Origin of the sequence: Bacterioplanes sanyensis (assembly GCF_002237535.1) — a bacterium.
Lineage (GTDB): Bacteria > Pseudomonadota > Gammaproteobacteria > Pseudomonadales > Oceanobacteraceae > Bacterioplanes > Bacterioplanes sanyensis_A.
This window is the reverse complement of sequence record NZ_CP022530.1, coordinates 3507057-3525004: the sequence shown is the minus strand read 5'-3', so window position 1 is coordinate 3525004 and position 17948 is coordinate 3507057. Positions and strand designations below refer to the sequence as shown.

The following is a 17948-nucleotide window of genomic DNA, read 5'->3' as shown; positions in this document are numbered from 1 at the left end:
CCGGATTCGGCCCGGCTGTTCACAGGTCAGCCGTCTACGCTAAGTGGGCATCTTCGCGTAGGTCCTGGCACAGGAACAGCCATATGAAAGCTGACTACATCAATCCGTTTATCGAAACCATTCAACACATCCTCACGACCATGGCCTCAATGACCTGTGGCCACGGCAAACCTTTTCTAAAAGACGACAGCTGCCCACTGGGCGATGTAACTGGTCTGATTGCCATGAACGGCGACTCAGTCGAGGGTTCTTTGGCGATCAGTTTTTCCGCTTCTGCCATACAAGGCATAACCAGCGCCATGCTGGGTGAAACGGTAGAGGAGTTGGATGACAGCTGCACCTCGCTTACCGGCGAGCTGACCAATATGCTTTCCGGTGGTGCGCGCAAGTTGTTGTGGGAGCGCGGTTACAGTTTTGAGATGGCGACGCCACGTTTGTTGCAGGGCGATGCACAAATTAATCATTACGCCAGTGCGCAAGTCATTGTGATTCCGTTCGACAGCAAACACGGAGATTTTTTTATTGAAGTGGCGCTGCAGCCCAAGCTGCAAACCGCTGCGTTGCATGCCTAAACTTTCATCTCAGCGTGCGACTGTGAAGCACGCTGGGAACCAATCGGCCAGCTTGGCCTCTGTTGCTGGTGCCTGTGAGCGTAAACAAGGGTAAAAAATGTAGGGGCTTTTATGCTGCTCTGCCTACCATAGCGCCCACTTTCAGCACGCTCCGTGTCAAATAACAAGGAATTTTCATGGACTTAGCGCCGTCGACCCTGTTGATCATCGCCGTGGTTATGGTGGCGGGGTGCAGCACTGTGCCTGCTGTGCCCGATCAACCGCCATCCCTCGAACAGCACTGGAGCCGCGACGACACCATTGGCGATAGCCAGTGGTGGCTGCAGTTTGACGATGCTGCCTTGCAGCAATGGATCGATCACGCACTGCAGCACAATTATTCATTGCAAGGTGCGTTGCAGCGCTATCGTCAAGCGCTGGCCAGTGCGCGTTTGTCCGGCGCTGAGCAATATCCGACGCTAGATGCCGAGCTGACCCGCCAGCGTCAGATCACCGACAGCAATGGCGGACAAAGCGCTAATAATCAGTGGCGTTCAGGGCTCACGGCAGGCTATGAGCTGGATATCTGGGGACGCGTTAATGCTTTGGCCGAGCAAGGCGATTTAACCCGTTTAAGCCAATCCGCCTTGGCGCGCTTAGAAGCGAATACTGTCGCCAGCGGACTCACGGTGTCCTGGTACGGCTGGCAAATGGAGCAAGCGCGCCTAGCGCTGCTAACCGAGCAGCGACAGCGTTTGCAAGCAGCCTTACAGCTGATCGAAGGACGCTTCCGCCGAGGTTTGGTGACGGTGTCTGATGTCTGGCAGCAACAGCAGTTATTGGAAGCCAATCAGGCCGATCAAGCCGCAGCACAGGCGCAGCGCGATGTGTATTGGCAGGAGTTGCTGCTCTGGTCGGGGGGCGACGTAGGTACCTTGCCCGCCGCGCCATCGGCATTGCCTAGCTTGTCGCCGTTGCCGGAGTCGATCAGCGTCGCTGCACTTCGCGCCCGCCCGGACGTGCAGGCCAGCTGGTATCAGTTGCAGGCCGACAATGCTGCACTGGCGGCGGCTGTGGCCAATCGGTATCCGCGTTTCTCTTTGACCGCCAGCATCACGTCAACCACCAGCGAGTTCTCCGATTTATTCGACAACTGGGTAAGCAATCTGGCCGCTAATTTGGTGCTGCCGGTGATTGATGGCGGTCAGCGTCGCGCCGAAGCCGACCGGCAGCGAGCCAAGGTCGCTGAGCAATTGGCAGACTACCGTCACACCTGGCTGCAAGCTGCGCAGCAAGTGCAAAGCGCGCTGATTAATGATCAACGCGCGCAACAACAGCTGGCCAGCACTGGGCGGCAGCTGGCACTGGCGCGCAAAAATGAAGATTTTCAGGCCAATCGCTATCGCAAAGGCGTGGCCGATTATTTGAACCTGCTGAATGCTCAGCAGGACGTGTTGCAGCTGGAAAATCAGTGGCTGCAGCAACAATTACAACAGCTGCAATATCGCATTAACTTTTACACCTCGGTGAGCCCTGGCGAGGTCATCGATTTGTCATTTCACTCTGCTGCAGAGGGTTCCACACTATGAAGGCCTCCGTTAAATCGTCCGTGGCTGTGATGGCCGTATTGTTGATCGGTGCCGCGGTCAGCTATGCCATTGTGAGCAGTGCTCCCAAGCCGGGCAAAAAATCTCCGCATACGCAAGCGAGGCTGGTAGATGCAATGCCGCTGGTGATGACGTCAGCCCGCCCGCTGTGGCGCTCTGGCGGGGTGGTCAGTGCTGCTGAGCAGGTGACCCTAACACCGCAGGTCAGTGGTGAAATCGTCAGTTTATCTGCCCAAGCGATACCCGGTGCGCGCCTGGCCAAGGATGATGTGCTGGCGCAATTGCAGCAAGCGGATTACGAACTGTTGGTGCAGCAGCGCCAGGCAGCCGTGGTGCAGGCCCAGGCGGACCTAACCATTGAGCGTGGCGAAGCGGCACTGGCGAAGGAAGAATACAACCTGGCGGCGCAATCCATGTCGGCGCAAGACCGTGCGTTGGTACTGCGTGAGCCGCAAGTGGCGAAAGCGGAGGCGGCGCTGCGCAAGGCGCGCGCCGATTTGCAGCAAGCCCAACTGGATTTACAACGCACGCAGATTCGCATGCCCTTCGCCGGTCAGATAGTGGGCCGTGATGCCAGCACTGGCAAACAGGTGGCTGCAGGTACGGCCCTGTTTGATGTGGTGCGCACGGACACCTTCTGGATCGAAGTAAAAGTACCGCGCAGCTTTCTTGCTTGGGTGGATACTGAAGCGGCTGTCACTGTGCGCCAACCCAACTGGCAAGCCCAGCAAAGCCGCCAGGCGCGCATTGTCAGTATCTTGCCGCAGGTCGACAGCAGTGACCGCCAAAGCAAATTGTTGCTGGCGATAGATCAGCCACTGGATGAACTGCCTCATGTATTGGTCAATGATTACGTTGATGTGACCTTAGCGGGGCGTGAAATCACCGATGCGTATGCCGTCAGCGTTAATCAATTAAATGATGATGGCAGCGTCTGGCTGATTCGCGAGCAGAAGCTGCGCCGGGTAACGCCCGATGTGATCTATCGCGGCCGTGAGCAAGTGTGGATGCAAGGCGATATTCAGCCGGGCGATCAGCTGCTGCTCAGTCGTATTGATGCCATCACCGATGGCATGGCGGTGCGCATTGCCAGTGACAGCACCAGCAACGACGCCAGCAATAACCTAAGCAACAACTTAAGCAATGACGGGTAATCGCCATGAGTGAAACCAAGCGCGGACCGATTGCCTGGATGGCTCGCCACGGCGTTGCCCCCAACTTGCTGATGCTGTTTCTAATTGTTGGCGGCTTTGTCATGTCGCTGACAATACGCAAAGAGTTTATTCCGCCTTTTGAAGCCGACATGGTGTTGGTCAACGTTGGTTACCCCGGCGCCACGCCGGAAGAAATGGCCAGCGGGGTAATTTTGCCCATCGAAAACGAGCTGTCGCAGCTTGATGGCTTTAAGGAAATTCGCGCCGATGCGTCACAAGGTTCAGCACGGGTGACGGTCGAGCTGGAAAATGGCACTGATAAGCAGCAGGCGTATCAGGACATTCAGCAAGCGGTCAATCGTATCAGCACTTTTCCGGCGCAGATCGAACGACCAGTGGTGAGCCTGGCCAGTCGCTCGATTGAAGTGATGGAATTGGCCATGTTTGGCCCGCTGGATATGTTTGCTTTAAAGCGCTTGGCCGAGCAGGTGCGCGAAGAATTATTGTCATCGCCGGAGATCAGTAAGGTCGAAATTCTCGGCGTGCCAGATGAAGAAATTCACGTCGAAATTACCCAGCAAGATTTGCAACGCTACGATCTGACGCTGGCGCAAGTTGCGGCGCACATCAGCGATAATGCCTTGGAGCAAAGCGCCGGTGAGGTGAAGTCGCCCGGTGGCGACATTCTGGTCACCTTGGATGACAAAGCCTATTGGGCGCAGGATTTTCGCCAACTGCCATTAATAGCCGACGCCTCGGGCGTACAGTTGCAGTTGGGGGACATTGCGCACGTGCGCGAAGGTTTTGGCGACAGCAATCGCCAGGTGACCTACAACGGCCAGACCTCTCTGCGGTTTGATATTTATCGTGCGGAAAACCAAACACCATTGACGGTGGTGGAAGCAGCGCATGAAAAGCTGGCGCAGATTCGCATGAGCCTGCCTCCGGGCGTGGAATTGTTGGTGACGGATGACGATGGCAAGACCTACCGCGAACGGGTTGGCTTGTTGTTAAAAAATGCCGCCATTGGCCTCTTATTGGTGTTAGTGCTGCTGAGTTTGTTTTTGGAATATCGGCTGGCTTTTTGGGTGACGATGGGCATTCCCACCGCTTTTTTAGGTGCGCTATTGCTGCTGCCGGCGGCGGATATTTCCATCAATATGATTTCCATGTTCGCCTTTATTGTCGCTTTGGGTATCGTTGTTGATGACGCCATTATTGCCGGTGAAAATATATACGAACACATGCAGCGCGGCGTACCTTTTATGGATGCAGCGGTGCAGGGCGCACGCGAAGTGGCTATGCCGTTGGCGTTTGCCATTTTGACCAATATTGCCGCGTTTTTACCCCTGTTAGCCTTGCCTGGTTTTATGGGAAAACTATTTATTGCCATTCCTGTGGTGGTGATTTGCTGCTTTTTAATTTCCTGGCTGGAAGCGTTGTTCATCTTGCCCACGCACCTTGGCAATCTGAAGCAGCAACCAAGTTCGGCCATTGGGCGACGCTTGGATGCCGCGCAGGAAAAAGTCGATCAACGTCTGCATCGCTTTATCGAAAACGTTTACAAACCGCTGCTGTACCGTTGTTTGCAAGCGCCGCTGTTGACCCTGTGTGTGGCCATCTCCATTGCCATGATTGTGTTGGCAGTGCCGGCCAGCGGGCGCATGGGCTTTAGCATGTTTCCGCGCTTGGAAGGCGAGTTTGCGGTGGCTACCATCGAGCTTTACCCCAATGCGCCGTTGGCACAGGCGCAGCAAATGCGTCAGCTGCTGGAGCAACGCTTGGACGAAGTAGTGGCGCCGCTGGAAGCGAACGGCGATGAATTTGTGCTCAGTGTCGAAGGGCAGATCGAAGGCTCCAGTGTGGAAGTTGAAGCACGCTTGGTGGATTACGACTTGCGCCCCATCAGCGCCGGGGAGCTGGTGATTCGCTGGCGTGAAGCGCTGGGCGAAATTGCCGGCATTCGTAGCCTAACCTTTGATTCTGAGCGCGGCGGCGGTCCGTCCAGTGGGGCTGGCCTGACGGTCGAGCTACGCGGTGCCAGTACCGCCGATCTGGCCGCTGCCAGTGCCGATTTGGCCGCCGCGTTGGCACAAATTGGCGGTGTTGCCGACGTTGCCAACAGCTTTATCAGTGGTACACCGCAGTGGGATGTGTCACTGAATGCCATGGGCCGTGGTTTGGGGTTAAACGCTGACGACGTTGCCCAGCAGGTACGATCAGCGCTCTATGGCGCGCGCGCTTTGCGCCAGCAGCGCGAAAGCAACGAAGTGACGGTACTGGTGCGCTTGCCAGAGCAAGAGCGTCGCTACAGCGCTGACATTGAGCAGTTGATGATTCGCACGCCCGCTGGTGGTTATGTGCCGTTGGTAGAAATCGCGGAATTGGATAAAAGCCGCTCGCCGGCTAGCATCAGCCGCCGCGACGGCCAGCAGATTGTCCGCGTCACCGCCGAGGTGGAGCCACGGGAGCAAATTCCGGCCGTGATGACGGTATTGCAGCAAGACGTGTTTGTGGATCTGCGCTCTAAATACCCGCGTGTGGATTTTGGCTTTCGAGGTCGCCAGGCCGATACCGAAGAGAGCAAGCAAAGTCTGATCGTGTACGGCCTGTTTTCCATGCTGTTGATCTATGTATTGCTGGCGATTCCTTTCCGCAGTTACAGCCAGCCGCTGCTGATTTTGATGGTCATCCCGTTTGGGGCGGTGGGAGCCATGATCGGTCACCTCATGCTGGGATATGGGCTGTCGATCATGAGCATCATGGGGATTGTTGCCCTTGCTGGCGTGGTGGTGAACGACAGTCTGATTTTGGTGACGTACGCCAACCAGCGCCGCCGTGAGGGGGGGCGCTCGGCGCTGGAGGCGGCGGTGGACGCCGGGGTGCGGCGTTTCCGCCCGATCTTGTTAACCACACTGACCACCTTTGGCGGACTGTCGCCGATGGTGTTTGAAACATCGCGCCAAGCGCAATTTATTACGCCGATGGCGGTGTCTCTCGGTTTCGGCATCCTATTCACCACCTTCGTTTGTTTGCTGGTGTTGCCGTCCTTATACGTGCTGCTGGATAAGATTCATGCGGCCATGGGGCGCACCAGCCAGGCAGTACGACCCATCGCAGAGCACTAATTGTTTACTGCTGGCTGAGCTGCTGCTGCAACCACTGTTGAAAGCAGCGCTCAGCCGCTGAGCGCTGTGCTCGACCGACCAGCCACCAATCCGCAGCCGGCAACGATTGCTGGCAAATTGGTTGCAGCAAACCCAGCTGAAGTTGCTGTTGAATCAACAGTTCGCTGACCAGCAATGCGCCTTGCCCGGCAATGGCCGCTTGGATGGCGTGCGATTCGTCGGAAAAATGCCCGCCCAGCTGATCATCAATTCGATTGCCTAACTCTGAGCGCTGTTGCCACTGTGTCCACTGCGGCATCGGCAACCTGTTGTTGTGCCAGTCGTATCGCAAGGCCGGGATGGGCTGACTCTGCGCCAACAAGGTCGGCGCGGCCACGGCAACAAAACGATCGGCACACAACCAATGCCCATCATGGTTGTGTTCACTGCAGCGAATGGCCATGTCCACTGTGCCTTGCTGTGGCTCACTCAGATGGAGCTGGCTGTGAATGCGAATGTCCCATTGTGGGTATTGCTGTTGCCAATCGGCTAAGCGTGGAATTAACCAGTGACTGGCAAACGCTGGGGTGCAGGCAATGGTCAGCGCTTGTGTTTGCTGAAACACGCTTTGCAGTGCCTGTTGCAGCGCATGCAACGGTTGATCGATGGCGGCCAGCAGTGCCTGACCATCGCTGCTGAGGCGTAACTGGCGTGGTTGGCGCTCAAATAACGACCGTCCCAACTGCGATTCAAGCTGGCGCATGCGGTGACTGACCGCTGTGGGCGTCACTTTGTGCTGCTCTGCCGCGCTGCGAAAGCTCAAGCTGCGCGCTGCACTGGCGAACACTTGCAAGGTGTCGAGGGAAAGCGAAGACAGTGTGGTGTTGCTTGTCTTATGCATGAGTTTTTCTCATCTATGGTCGAGAATAAGTCGCTTTGGCGCGATTTTAAGGGCGTCTATCTTAGCAGGCCTGAACAAAACTCACCTGTTAGGAGTGGCAATGCCAACTTTATTGCACCTAGATTCCAGCGCCCGGCCGGGCTACTCAGACCATCAGGCTCATGGCTCGCATTCGCGCCGTTTAACCCGTCAACTGGTTGAGCGCGTGTTGCAGCGGCAGCCGGATACCAAGGTCGTTTACCGCGACATCGGCGCCAACCCGCCTCCGCCAGTGACCGGAGATTGGATTCACGCGGCGTTTACGCCTGCACAGAAGCGGCAAGATTGGATGCACGATGCCTTAGCGTTAAGCGACGAGCTGGTGGCTGAGCTAAAACGAGCCGATGCCATTGTGATGGGGGTGCCAATGTACAACTTTGGCCCGCCCGCTGGCTTTAAGGCCTACCTAGATAACATTGTCCGGGTGGGTTTGACCTTTGGCTTTGATCGCTCACGCAGCGGTGAGCCTTATTGGCCGCTGCTGTCGGAGTTGGGTCAAAAGGTGGTGCTGGTGTCCTCGCGCGGGGACTATGGCTACGACGACGCTGAGCGCATTCAACATTGGAATCACGTAGAACCGGCGGTGGAGGCAGCACTGCGCTACATCGGCATTACGAACATTGAACGTGTCAGTGTTGAGTACGATGAGTTCGCCGATGAACGCCTGCAGCAGTCCTTGCGGCAAGCGGAGCAGCGCATTGATCAGCAGCTGGGTCCTTGGCTGGTAACGCGTTAAAAATACAGCAGCGCCACGGTCACCGTGGCGCTCGTTTATTCGCCTTGTTCGCGCTGATACTCGTGTTCTAAGTCGTCGGTGTAGCCTTTAGGAGGTGGTGTCCAACCACGCTCTGAGCGGCTATGGCGATCATGCGGATCATCTTGCATGGCCTGCGAAATACTGGCTTCCATCTGTAAAAATAGTTCGGTGTATTCTTTGCTGAGTTTCTTTTCTTCGGTCTGCGCTTTCCAAGCATCAAATAATTGTTGCGAGTGCTGTTGCTCGCGATTAACAAAGGCGCGTTTCAGTTGCTCGGCGCGAAACGGATGAATGCCCAGCGATGTCAGGGCTTCGCCGCCCAAGTGCAGTGCCGAGTGGTAGGTTTCACTGACCACCCAGTCTGCACCGGCATCTTTGAGTGCAAAGAAATGCGGACGATCAAACGCGCGCACCAGAACGCGAACATTAGGGTAGGTGTGTTTGACATAGTGAGTCAGTTCGACCGCAACATCGCGCTGATCGATGGCAATCACGAATATGCTGGCGTCTTCGATGCCCGCGGTGTGCAGCAAGTCGGGGCGGCTGGCGTCGCCAAAGTAGCTTTTTATTTTGACTCGGCGAACGTTTTCTACCTGGGTTAATTCATGATCGAGCACCACCGTCGAAAACCCGTTGGCGCGCAATAAGCGGCTGACGATTTGGCCAAAGCGACCGATGCCGGCAATGATGACCTTGCCTTGCTCGTCAATCACATCGGCGTCACGCTGATTGGAGGCGCGCCGGTACAGCGGCAAAATCAATTTATCAAATGCGATAAACAGTGCTGGCGTTAAAAACATCGACAGCGCCACCACCATCGACAGTAATTGCGCCAACTCAGGCGGCAAAACATGGCTTTGCACGCTGTAAGACAGCAGCACAAAACCGAACTCTCCAGCTTGCGCCAAGCTCAATGTAAACAACCAGCCGTTGCTGTCCTTAATGTGAAACATCTTTGCCAATGCCAGCAAAATGGCCGCCTTGCCGGCCATCACCGCGATGGTCATGATGACAAGAGTGCTGGCGTGTTGTTGCAGTAATTCGAAGCTGATACCAGCGCCGACAGTAATAAAAAACAGCCCCAGTAATAGGCCTTTAAATGGCTCAATATTGCTTTCCAGCTCGTGGCGGAATTCGGAGTTGGCCAGCACCACGCCGGCCAAGAATGCCCCCAGTGCCGGAGACAAACCCACCACGCTCATCAATGCGGCAATGCCAATGACCAGCATTAATGCGGTGGCGGTGAAGACCTCTCGTAGCCCGGAGTTCACCACGTATTTAAACAGTGGGCGGCTGAGAAAATGACCGCCCACCACAACAAAGGCGATGGCTCCCATCACTACTAACGTGTGCGCCCAGGCGGGTAAATCTGCGACCAAAGACAAGGTATGGTGGTGATCGTCACTGCTGGTGTTTTGTGCCACTAACTCGGGCAGTGCCAGCAGCGGAATCAATGCCAGTATTGGAATGACGGCAATGTCTTGAAACAGCAGCACTGAAAATGCACTGCGCCCGCCCTCTGTTTTGCTGAGCCCTTTTTCTTGCAGGGTTTGCAGCACGATGGCGGTGGACGACAGCGCAAAAATTAAGCCGATGGCAAGTGCCACGCTCCAGCTTTGTCCGGCGACGCTGGCGATGCCCATCACCACCAGTGTGGTCAAACCGACTTGCAGGCCGCCAAGGCCGAACAGCTTGCTGCGCATTTGCCACAAGCTGTGTGGCTCCAACTCCATGCCCACTAAAAACAGCATCATAACCACACCAAACTCGGCGAAGTGCTGAATGGTGACGGTCTCTTGTCCGACCAAACCAGTAATTGGGCCAATCACGACCCCGGCGACCAAATAGCCAAGTACCGACCCTAGCCCCAAGCGTTTGGCCAGCGGCACTGCAATCACGGCGGCAATTAAATAAATAAACGCCTGAATAAAATATTCGGTCATGCGCTGCGCTCCTGCCAAAACTGATTAAACGTGGCGTAGGGCGCGGCTGCGTCGAGGTCGATTTGGCCCGCTACGATGTCGTCCAGTATCTGCGTCCAGGTTTGTTGGTGTTGCTGGGCGCGGCCATCGTCGGCGGCGGTGCGCGAACTGAACAAGGCAAACGGCGGCAGATAGCGCATGTGCGTCAAATTGGCGGTTTGCTCCAACGGCTGCAATAGCTCGCGAATGGTGAAATGATTGTAGCCTTCATGCTGGTAGCCTTTTTCACTGCCACCAGCGGATAGGGCACAAAAAAAGTGTTTGTCTTTTAATGCCAACCCTTGTGAACCGTAAGCGAAGTTATGTTCCAACACCAGATCTTGCCACTCCTTGAGCAGCGCTGGGGTTGAATACCAATACAGTGGGAACATAAACACAATCACATCATGATCCAGCAGCTGTTGCTGCTCTGCACTGATGTCGATGTTGAACGTCGGGTAACGAGCGTAGAGATCGACGGCAGTGACCCCCGGGCGATTGAGTGACGCCTTAAACAGCGGCGTATTAATCTCCGAGCGATGTTGAGCGGGGTGGGCAAATAAAATTAAAACGCGTCGCATGCAAAGCCATCGTTAACTGAATATCAGCAGAATAGAAGGGTTTTCTATTCTGCGCTGCAGCGTCAAACGGTACTGCCTAATGCAAACAAGTGCCAGTGGCGTCTGCAGGGATTATTGGGGGAGCCTGTGTTTTTCGGGCGATAACCGTTTCATCGGTCATCTTCTAGACTGGATGGCACCCAATCTGATCAGGATGTCGAGTATGACCATAACACTTCACCCAGGAGAGGCGTTTCCAGAGATGACTCTCGCCGATCTGCAAGGCACGCAGCGTTCATTGCACCAGCCACTAGGGGAGTGCGATTGGCAGATGTTGGTGGTTTATCGCGGCCGCCACTGCCCGTTGTGCACACGCTTTTTAAATGAGTTGAGCGAATATCGCTCGCGCTTGCAGGCCATCGGCATTGATTTGCTGGCCGTTTCCGGCGATAGCGACGCACAGCTGCGTGATCATATGGAGCGTTTGCAAGTGAATTTCCCGCTGCTGTACGGCCTGACGGTCGCTCAGATGCAACGTTTGGGATTATTCATTTCTCACCCGCGCTCAGAACAGGAAACCGACCATCCTTTTGCCGAACCGGGGCTGTTTATTATCAATCAGCAAGGTAATTTGCAGGTGGTGGACTTGTCCAACAACCCGTTTGTGCGACCCAATCTGGAAAGTTTGGTATCAGGGTTGGAGTGGATACGCAGTAACGATTATCCGATTCGCGGCACGTATCAATAAGCTGGCAGAGACTTCGATCTGACAAAAGTCTCGCGCATAAAAAAGCCAGCGCCGACCATGGGTCGACGCTGGCCGAAAGCTTTTGCAGGCGCTTACAGACCGTAGCCTTGCACCATATCACTGATGGTACCGTTGGACTTCAGCGTGCGGAACGCCTCTTTAATGCGATCCAGAACGCGTGGGTCGGTCTCTGGGTTCATGCCGAGGTACAGATCCATGCGCTCAAACTCGAGCACCGGCACCATGTCGACAATGTCGAATGCATCGGCTGCCACGTATGGGCCAGACAGGCGGTCGGAGATCCACAGGTCAATTTGCCCCAGCTCCAAACGGCGTGGGTTAAAGCGATCATTACTGATCGACGAAATATTGAGCCCCATTTTTTGCAGCTTTTCTGTCATTGCATCACCGTCGTAGCCACCGATGGTGTACTTTTTCGCCTCTTCCAGACTTTTGACTTTGATGTCGGAGCCAGGTGCAGCAAACAAGGTCCAGCGCAATGAGGTCAGTGGGCCAACCATTTCAAATTGCTTGTCGCGCTCTTCATTGCGCGCCATGCAAAACAAACCGTGGTTCGGTTTTTGGCTAGCGCGGCTGAGGCCGGCAGACCAGTTGCGTAAACGCATTTCGAACTTCACCTCGGCGCGATTCATGATCGCTTCCACCAGATCGGTACACAGGCCCATGATGTCGTCGGCACTGTGCGCGAATGGTTCTGAGTTTGAGGTCATGTTGTACGGCGGAAACTGCTCTGTATACAGACGTACCTTGGGCATTTCAGCCGCCCAGATCGGTTGCATGGTCAGCACCAGCGCCAGGCTGGCGAGAATGCGGCAAGTGAGGGTCATAGCAGATCTCTCTTGGTTAGGTTACCGACAGTGTAGAAAAGACACAGGATTTTGCGCTGATCTGCATCATCGGTAAGCGATTACAGTAGTTGGGCGGCGATAATGCCGACACCCGATGAACCCACCAGCAGCAACCCGAGGTTACCGCCTTTTACCTGATAGCTGGCGTCTGGGTGACGCTGCCGACTCAGATAAACCATGATGGCGGGCAGGAGCAATGCCAGCACCGCAAGGGCGATGGCAGCGTACCCCAGAGCAGCGATAAAGCCCTCCGGGTAATAAAGAGCAAATAACAGTGGTGGAATAAAAGTTATCAGGCCGACTTGTACCCGACCAAAGCGTTTATTGTGTGATTTGAATGTGTCGGCCAGGAAGTCAAACAGCCCCAGGCTAACGCCCAGAAATGAGGTCGCTAGGGCCAGGTCAGCGAACCAAGAGATGCCGCTGGCAACGCTTGGCTGTGCAATGACGTTGCGGATGGCCTGCATAAATGCCGGCAGTGATTCGCTGCGCTGCAGTTCATCGGCGCCCAATGTGCCGAAGCTGGCCAGTTGCCACAACAAGTACACCAGCAGTGGCAAACTGGAGCCAAACAACAGGGCGATGCGCACCTTAGCAACGTCCAGATCCAGATAGCGCACCACCGAAGGAATGCTGCTGTGAAAGCCGAATGAGGTAAATACGACGGGAATAGCCGCCAGCAATAAGCCTTGCTGCAGCGGCTGATCAATCAAGTTAGCAGCGCGAATATGAGGGGTGATCAAAACCAGCGACACCAACAGGGCGGCGATTTTCAGCGCAAATAGTCCGCGGTTGATGATGTCCACCTGGCGTGTGCCAAGAACCACCACCGTTGCCACCAGCACCGTAAAGGTCAGAGTACCACTGAACTCGGGCGTATTGGGCAGCCATTGCTGTAGGCTGTATTGCATCTGACTGCCGCCGCCTGCGATGTAGGCCGCGCACAAGCTGTAGAGCAAAAACAGCACCGACGCTGACGCCAGCCATTGGCCTTTTTTACCCAGAAACTGATGAGCCAGGCGGTTCATGGTGGCATCGGCACTGGCGTGCTGGTGCAGTTCCAGCATTAATAGTGCGGTGTACGTCATTAAGGCCCACATCACCACTAACAATACACTGGCACTGATAATGCCCAACCCGGCGGAGGCCAATGGCAACGCCAACATGCCGGCGCCAATGGTGGTGCCAGCGATGATCAGTGCGCTGCCGATGACTCGGCTACGGTTAGCGGGGGCTGTCATAGAGCGGACCTTAAACAAAAGCGCGCGATATTAATGATTTTGTCATTGCTTGTCATTACCGCTTGTCGGGTCAGTCAGCTTTCGTCGTTGGCTTTGTGACAAGCGCCGTTGACAGTGATCGCGAAGGCCGACACAGCGCACTTGAGGCTGTGTATCGGTACTGCAAATACAGTGCGTCTGGTTATCTGATTAATAGAACGTTCTATGGCAAAAAATTCGGTTTTTAATCGCTTCAGGCGAAGTAAACTGCTATCGAATGGGTGGCGTTTTTACGCCTACGACAGTGTCCGTCATCTTTGCGTCTGAAAGAGGTTTTTATGGAATGGCAGTTGGTGCTGGTGGCCGTGGCCGGTGTGTGGCTGACAGGTGTGGCCAAATCCGGCTTCGCAGGCGGTATCGGCGTGGTAGCCGTGCCAATGATGGCGCCCTTTATTGGTGGTGAAGCGGCCATTGGGTTGCTGTTGCCGATATTGCTGTGGATGGACGGGCAAACGGTGTGGGGGTATCGCCGGCAGCTGCGCTGGGCGTTAGTGAAGCCTTTGGTACCGGGCATTGTGTGCGGCATTTTACTCGGCACTCTGTTGCTGGGCCGTACCGACGAGGCCAGCATTCAGCTGCTGATCGGCTTGATGGGCTTTTGGGTGTTGGCACAGCGTTTTATTCCGGCGTTGCAAGCCAATATCGCGCGTCTTGCCGGTGATGACGCACAGACGCCGGTTTACGGAGTGTTAGCCGGCCTGGGCAGTACTCTGGCACACGCCGGTGCGGCGCCGTTGCAGGCGCACTTTTTATTGCAGCAGCAAGATCGTTTGAGTTTTTTGGCGCAAGTCGCGGCGACGGTGGCGTTGATGAATGCACTCAAACTTATCCCATACGGCGCCTTGGGGTTGTTGCACATCAGTGCCAGCTGGCTGTTATTGCTGCTGTTGCCAGTCGCTTGGTTTGGCGTGGTGAGTGGCCGCTGGCTGGCTGAGCGTATCGATGGCAATGCATTCTTTAGGGTTATGATGGTGCTGCTGGCGCTAAATTCCAGCTGGCTGGTGTGGCAGGGGTTAACGAGCTAACCCCTGGCGCTTTTTCTGACCGATAAAGCCGTGTAACTGGCGGCCTTAGTCAGTTGGCCGCGATCAGAGACTCTAGCTCTTCGAAATGCTCAACGATGCGGTCGTTGTAGCTCACCACCAAGAACGGCACGGTGTTTTCGTTGTAGTTGCGCACCGAGCGCTCCATAAACTGCCATTTGGCGGCGATGTCCGCCATAATCTGCCGCGCTTTGTCGGTGTTGATCATGGCATCCAGCTCTTCTAACTCGGTTTGAAACTGCTCGGCCATGTTTTCTAGGCTGCGCCCCTGATAGCCCATAAACACTTGGCCCAAATTGCTGGTGCCGCGAGCCGAGTACTGGGAGGTGATTTCTTCCATCAACAGCGCCAGATCGCGGCTTTTTTGCACCAGCTGGCTGGGCTCAATGTTGCTACGCTGGCGCAGGGCGACGTAGGCTTTGGACGCCAGCTCAACTAAGGCGACGTTGAGTTTGCCCATCTCGTCCACCAAGCGCACATTGGGGTAGCCGCGGTTGCGCATGTCGGAGCGGTTTTCTTCCATCAGTTGGCTGAACTCTTGCCACTTGGCGTCAATGGCTTCCACTTCCTGGCGAATGCCATTGGCAGGCGACAGTTGCTCGGCGCTGGTCAGGGCATCGTTGAAGCGTTGCATGCTGCGGGTGATGCGGCGATCGTATTTGCCGTCGGCATCCAGGCCCGAGAACATATAAAAGTTGGTGACGGCATTGGTGGATGCCAGGCGCATGTGTTGCAGGTCGAGCATCAGTTGTTGGGGCGTTGCGAAAGCCGAACTGCTGATAGCGGACAGAAGCAATGCGAACAGAAAGTGCGTTAGTGACTTCATGGCAATTCTTCTTGTTGTTTTTGTTATGTCCTGACGAGTGTATGGCAACGACGCGGTTTGCCCTATGCCTGTTTACAAACGGTAACAAAAAAGCGGGTTATCCAATGTCAGCTTGTGTCGTCTTTTTTAATGAATGGATGGCGATGTCGAGGACCGTAGAAGACGGGAGCAGGGCAGGTAAAAACTCGTAGTGGTCATCTATTGACTTTCCCCGCTGTTTCCACGATTGTGTCTCACTCAGTTTCAAACGCTCGTATGAATTGTTCGTTTCGTGAGCAAGAGTGTTGTTAGGATGGTGCTGTCGTACTTTGCAGCGCCCGAGGCAGAATGCTGATGTTGTGTCTTATAAAGCATCAGTCAAAAGCTAACCACCATGTGGAGAACAGTTGATGATTTACGAAGGTAAAGCCATCACGGTAAATCTGATCGAAGGCGGCATAGCCGAACTGAAATTCGATCTGCAAGACGATTCAGTCAACAAATTTAACCGCGTTACTTTAGAAGACCTGCAAGCCGCTGTTGCTGCTGTGCAAGGCAACGCTGACGTTAAAGGTGTACTGGTTACTTCCGGCAAAGACGTGTTCATCGTCGGTGCAGACATCACTGAATTTGGCGAAGCATTCAAAAACAGCGAAGAAGAAATCGCTGCTTGGGTGGCGGAAGCCAACGTCGTCTTCAACGCCATCGAAGACCTGCCAGTGCCGACTCTGACTGCGATCAAGGGCATCGCTCTGGGTGGTGGTTTCGAAATGTGTCTGTCTACCGACCTGCGTGTCATGTCGGAAGCGGCCAAAGTCGGTCTGCCAGAAGTGAAACTGGGCTTGATGCCTGGCTTCGGCGGTACCGTGCGTCTGCCTCGCGTAATCGGTGCGGACAACGCCATTGAGTGGATCTGCATGGGCGGCGAAAACAAGCCAGAAAAAGCCCTGAAAGACGGTGCGGTGGATGCAGTGATTGCTGCAGACAAGCTGCGCGAGCAGTCCATTGCCATGCTGCAATCTGCCATCAACGGTGAGATTAACTGGCAAGCGCGTCGCGAAGAGAAGAAAAGCAAGCTCAAGCTGAACGCGATGGAGCAGATGATGGTGTTTGAAACCGCGAAAGGTTTCGTTGCCGGTCAGACCAAAGGTCACTACCCTGCGCCGATTCAAGCGATCAAGAGCATGCAAAAAGCAGCTAACTTCGATCGTGATAAAGCGCTGGACGTGGAAGCCAAAGGCTTCGCCAAGCTGGCTAAAACCTCTGAAAGCAACGCCTTAATCGGTCTGTTTATCAACGATCAGTTGCTGAAGAAAAAAGCCAAGGATTACGACAAGCAAGCCAAAGACACCAACAAAGCGGCAGTATTGGGCGCTGGTATCATGGGTGGCGGTATTGCTTATCAGTCGGCGCTGAAAGGCACGCCGATCCTGATGAAAGACATCAACGAAGCAGGCATCCAGCTGGGTCTGGATGAGGCCAACAAGCTGCTGGCCAAGCGCGTTGAGAAGAAGAAAATGAAAGCAGCGAAAATGGGTGAAGCACTGAACCGCATCCGCCCAACGCTGAGCTACGGTGACTTCGGTGATGTCGATACCGTAGTAGAAGCCGTGGTTGAAAACCCGAAAGTCAAGAAAATGGTGTTGGCTGAGCTGGAAGACCAGGTGAGCGAAGACACCATCATCACCTCGAACACCTCGACCATCTCCATCGACCTGCTGGCTGAAGACCTGAAGCGCCCAGAAAACTTCTTGGGTATGCACTTCTTCAACCCAGTGCACATGATGCCGCTGGTGGAAGTGATCCGTGGTAAGAAGACCTCTGAAGAAGCGGTCGCTACTGTGGTGTCTTACGCCAAGAAAATGGGCAAAACGCCAATCGTCGTTAACGACTGCCCAGGCTTCTTGGTGAACCGCGTGTTGTTCCCATACTTTGCAGGCTTTGCTGGTCTGGTTAATCACGGTGCTGACTTCCAGAAAGTCGACAAAGTGATGGAGAAGTTTGGCTTCCCAATGGGTCCTGCTTACCTGCTGGACGTTGTGGGTATCGATACTGGTCACCACGCCAACGAAGTGATGGCGGAAGGTTTCCCAGACCGTATGAAAGCTGACTTCAAGACCGCCATGGACGTGATGTACGAATTAGAGCGTTACGGTCAGAAGAACAGCAAAGGTTTCTACGTGTATGAAACCGATAAGAAAGGCAAGCCGAAGAAAGTCGTCGATGAGGCGGTTTACGACCTGCTGAAGCCAATCGTGGCAGAAACCCGCGAGTTCACTGATGAAGAAATCATCGAGCGCATGATGATCCCAATGTGCATCGAAGTGGCGCGCTGTATCGAAGAAGGCATTGTTGATACACCAAACGAAGCCGACATGGGCTTGATCTTTGGTATAGGTTTCCCTCCATTCCGTGGCGGTGCGTGCCGTTACATGGATTCCGTTGGCATGGCGAAGTTTGTTGAGATTTGCGACAAGTACGCTGAGCTGGGCAACCTGTACAAACCTACCGATCGCATGCGTGAAATGGCAGCGAACGGCGAAAGCTACTTCGGTTAATAGGCGCA

At 54.9% G+C, this 17948-nt stretch carries 14 protein-coding genes; 8 read left to right on the top strand and 6 right to left on the bottom strand.

From position 1 onward, the window contains the following. The first annotated feature begins 83 nt into the window (after positions 1-83). The 4 genes from CHH28_RS16160 (at position 84) to CHH28_RS16145 (ending at position 6440) form a co-directional block, all read left to right on the top strand. Complete coding sequence (locus tag CHH28_RS16160) at positions 84-572, top strand: chemotaxis protein CheX (RefSeq protein WP_094061287.1); 489 nt, start codon at positions 84-86, stop codon at positions 570-572. Positions 573-748: 176 nt separating this feature from the next. Beyond that, positions 749-2140 (top strand): TolC family protein, encoded by a 1392-nt coding sequence (locus CHH28_RS16155; protein WP_094061286.1) that lies wholly within the window; start codon positions 749-751, stop codon positions 2138-2140. Next, entirely contained in the window at positions 2137-3312 is a 1176-nt protein-coding gene (locus tag CHH28_RS16150; RefSeq protein ID WP_094061285.1) for an efflux RND transporter periplasmic adaptor subunit, read from the top strand. The genes CHH28_RS16155 and CHH28_RS16150 overlap by 4 nt, the downstream gene beginning before the upstream one ends. 5 nt (positions 3313-3317) lie before the next feature. Next, positions 3318-6440, top strand: coding sequence for an efflux RND transporter permease subunit (locus tag CHH28_RS16145; RefSeq protein ID WP_094061284.1), 3123 nt, complete (start codon positions 3318-3320; stop codon positions 6438-6440). Positions 6441-6444: 4 nt separating this feature from the next. On the opposite strand, the gene CHH28_RS16140 is transcribed toward CHH28_RS16145, so the two are convergent. Next, the gene (locus tag CHH28_RS16140) at positions 6445-7320 is read right to left on the bottom strand and encodes a LysR substrate-binding domain-containing protein (protein WP_094061283.1); all 876 of its coding nucleotides are present in this window, start codon (positions 7318-7320) and stop codon (positions 6445-6447) included. Positions 7321-7420: 100 nt separating this feature from the next. On the opposite strand from CHH28_RS16140, the gene CHH28_RS16135 reads away from it, so the two are divergent. Then, entirely contained in the window at positions 7421-8095 is a 675-nt protein-coding gene (locus tag CHH28_RS16135; protein ID WP_094061282.1) for an FMN-dependent NADH-azoreductase, read from the top strand. A 35-nt stretch (positions 8096-8130) separates the two neighbouring features. Here the strand turns inward: CHH28_RS16135 and CHH28_RS16130 are convergent, their stop codons facing one another. Together CHH28_RS16130 and CHH28_RS16125 are read right to left on the bottom strand one after the other, a co-directional pair. Beyond that, positions 8131-10059, bottom strand: coding sequence for a monovalent cation:proton antiporter-2 (CPA2) family protein (locus CHH28_RS16130; RefSeq protein WP_094061281.1), 1929 nt, complete (start codon positions 10057-10059; stop codon positions 8131-8133). Further along, a complete protein-coding gene (locus tag CHH28_RS16125; RefSeq protein ID WP_094061280.1) occupies positions 10056-10658 on the bottom strand; it encodes an NAD(P)H-dependent oxidoreductase in 603 nt (200 codons plus the stop codon). The genes CHH28_RS16130 and CHH28_RS16125 overlap by 4 nt, the downstream gene beginning before the upstream one ends. 202 nt (positions 10659-10860) lie before the next feature. Here CHH28_RS16125 and CHH28_RS16120 point away from each other — a divergent pair, with 202 nt between their 5' ends. Beyond that, positions 10861-11385: a peroxiredoxin family protein gene (locus CHH28_RS16120; protein ID WP_199243929.1), complete on the top strand. Its 525-nt coding sequence runs from the start codon at positions 10861-10863 to the stop codon at positions 11383-11385. A gap of 92 nt (positions 11386-11477) precedes the next feature. Here the strand turns inward: CHH28_RS16120 and CHH28_RS16115 are convergent, their stop codons facing one another. Together CHH28_RS16115 and CHH28_RS16110 are read right to left on the bottom strand one after the other, a co-directional pair. Beyond that, positions 11478-12233: a substrate-binding periplasmic protein gene (locus CHH28_RS16115; protein WP_233243639.1), complete on the bottom strand. Its 756-nt coding sequence runs from the start codon at positions 12231-12233 to the stop codon at positions 11478-11480. An 80-nt stretch (positions 12234-12313) separates the two neighbouring features. Further along, positions 12314-13495, bottom strand: coding sequence for an aromatic amino acid transport family protein (locus tag CHH28_RS16110; protein WP_094061278.1), 1182 nt, complete (start codon positions 13493-13495; stop codon positions 12314-12316). Between the two features lie 317 nt (positions 13496-13812). Here CHH28_RS16110 and CHH28_RS16105 point away from each other — a divergent pair, with 317 nt between their 5' ends. Further along, on the top strand, positions 13813-14559 hold the full coding sequence (locus CHH28_RS16105; RefSeq protein ID WP_094061277.1) for a sulfite exporter TauE/SafE family protein: 747 nt from the start codon (positions 13813-13815) through the stop codon (positions 14557-14559). Positions 14560-14608: 49 nt separating this feature from the next. On the opposite strand, the gene CHH28_RS16100 is transcribed toward CHH28_RS16105, so the two are convergent. Beyond that, positions 14609-15403 (bottom strand): hypothetical protein, encoded by a 795-nt coding sequence (locus CHH28_RS16100; RefSeq protein WP_094061276.1) that lies wholly within the window; start codon positions 15401-15403, stop codon positions 14609-14611. A gap of 389 nt (positions 15404-15792) precedes the next feature. Here CHH28_RS16100 and fadB point away from each other — a divergent pair, with 389 nt between their 5' ends. Then, positions 15793-17940: a fatty acid oxidation complex subunit alpha FadB gene (fadB, locus tag CHH28_RS16095; protein WP_094061275.1), complete on the top strand. Its 2148-nt coding sequence runs from the start codon at positions 15793-15795 to the stop codon at positions 17938-17940. Positions 17941-17948: the final 8 nt, after the last annotated feature.

Bases quoted from the DNA above. Each gene is read 5' to 3' on its own strand.
- CHH28_RS16160 (WP_094061287.1), top strand. From the start codon at position 84: ATGAAAGCTGACTACATCAATCCGTTTATCGAAACCATTCAACACATC.
- CHH28_RS16155 (WP_094061286.1), top strand. From the start codon at position 749: ATGGACTTAGCGCCGTCGACCCTGTTGATCATCGCCGTGGTTATGGTG.
- CHH28_RS16150 (WP_094061285.1), top strand. From the start codon at position 2,137: ATGAAGGCCTCCGTTAAATCGTCCGTGGCTGTGATGGCCGTATTGTTG.
- CHH28_RS16145 (WP_094061284.1), top strand. From the start codon at position 3,318: ATGAGTGAAACCAAGCGCGGACCGATTGCCTGGATGGCTCGCCACGGC.
- CHH28_RS16140 (WP_094061283.1), bottom strand. From the start codon at position 7,320: ATGCATAAGACAAGCAACACCACACTGTCTTCGCTTTCCCTCGACACC.
- CHH28_RS16135 (WP_094061282.1), top strand. From the start codon at position 7,421: ATGCCAACTTTATTGCACCTAGATTCCAGCGCCCGGCCGGGCTACTCA.
- CHH28_RS16130 (WP_094061281.1), bottom strand. From the start codon at position 10,059: ATGACCGAATATTTTATTCAGGCGTTTATTTATTTAATTGCCGCCGTG.
- CHH28_RS16125 (WP_094061280.1), bottom strand. From the start codon at position 10,658: ATGCGACGCGTTTTAATTTTATTTGCCCACCCCGCTCAACATCGCTCG.
- CHH28_RS16120 (WP_199243929.1), top strand. From the start codon at position 10,861: ATGACCATAACACTTCACCCAGGAGAGGCGTTTCCAGAGATGACTCTC.
- CHH28_RS16115 (WP_233243639.1), bottom strand. From the start codon at position 12,233: ATGACCCTCACTTGCCGCATTCTCGCCAGCCTGGCGCTGGTGCTGACC.
- CHH28_RS16110 (WP_094061278.1), bottom strand. From the start codon at position 13,495: ATGACAGCCCCCGCTAACCGTAGCCGAGTCATCGGCAGCGCACTGATC.
- CHH28_RS16105 (WP_094061277.1), top strand. From the start codon at position 13,813: ATGGAATGGCAGTTGGTGCTGGTGGCCGTGGCCGGTGTGTGGCTGACA.
- CHH28_RS16100 (WP_094061276.1), bottom strand. From the start codon at position 15,403: ATGAAGTCACTAACGCACTTTCTGTTCGCATTGCTTCTGTCCGCTATC.
- fadB (WP_094061275.1), top strand. From the start codon at position 15,793: ATGATTTACGAAGGTAAAGCCATCACGGTAAATCTGATCGAAGGCGGC.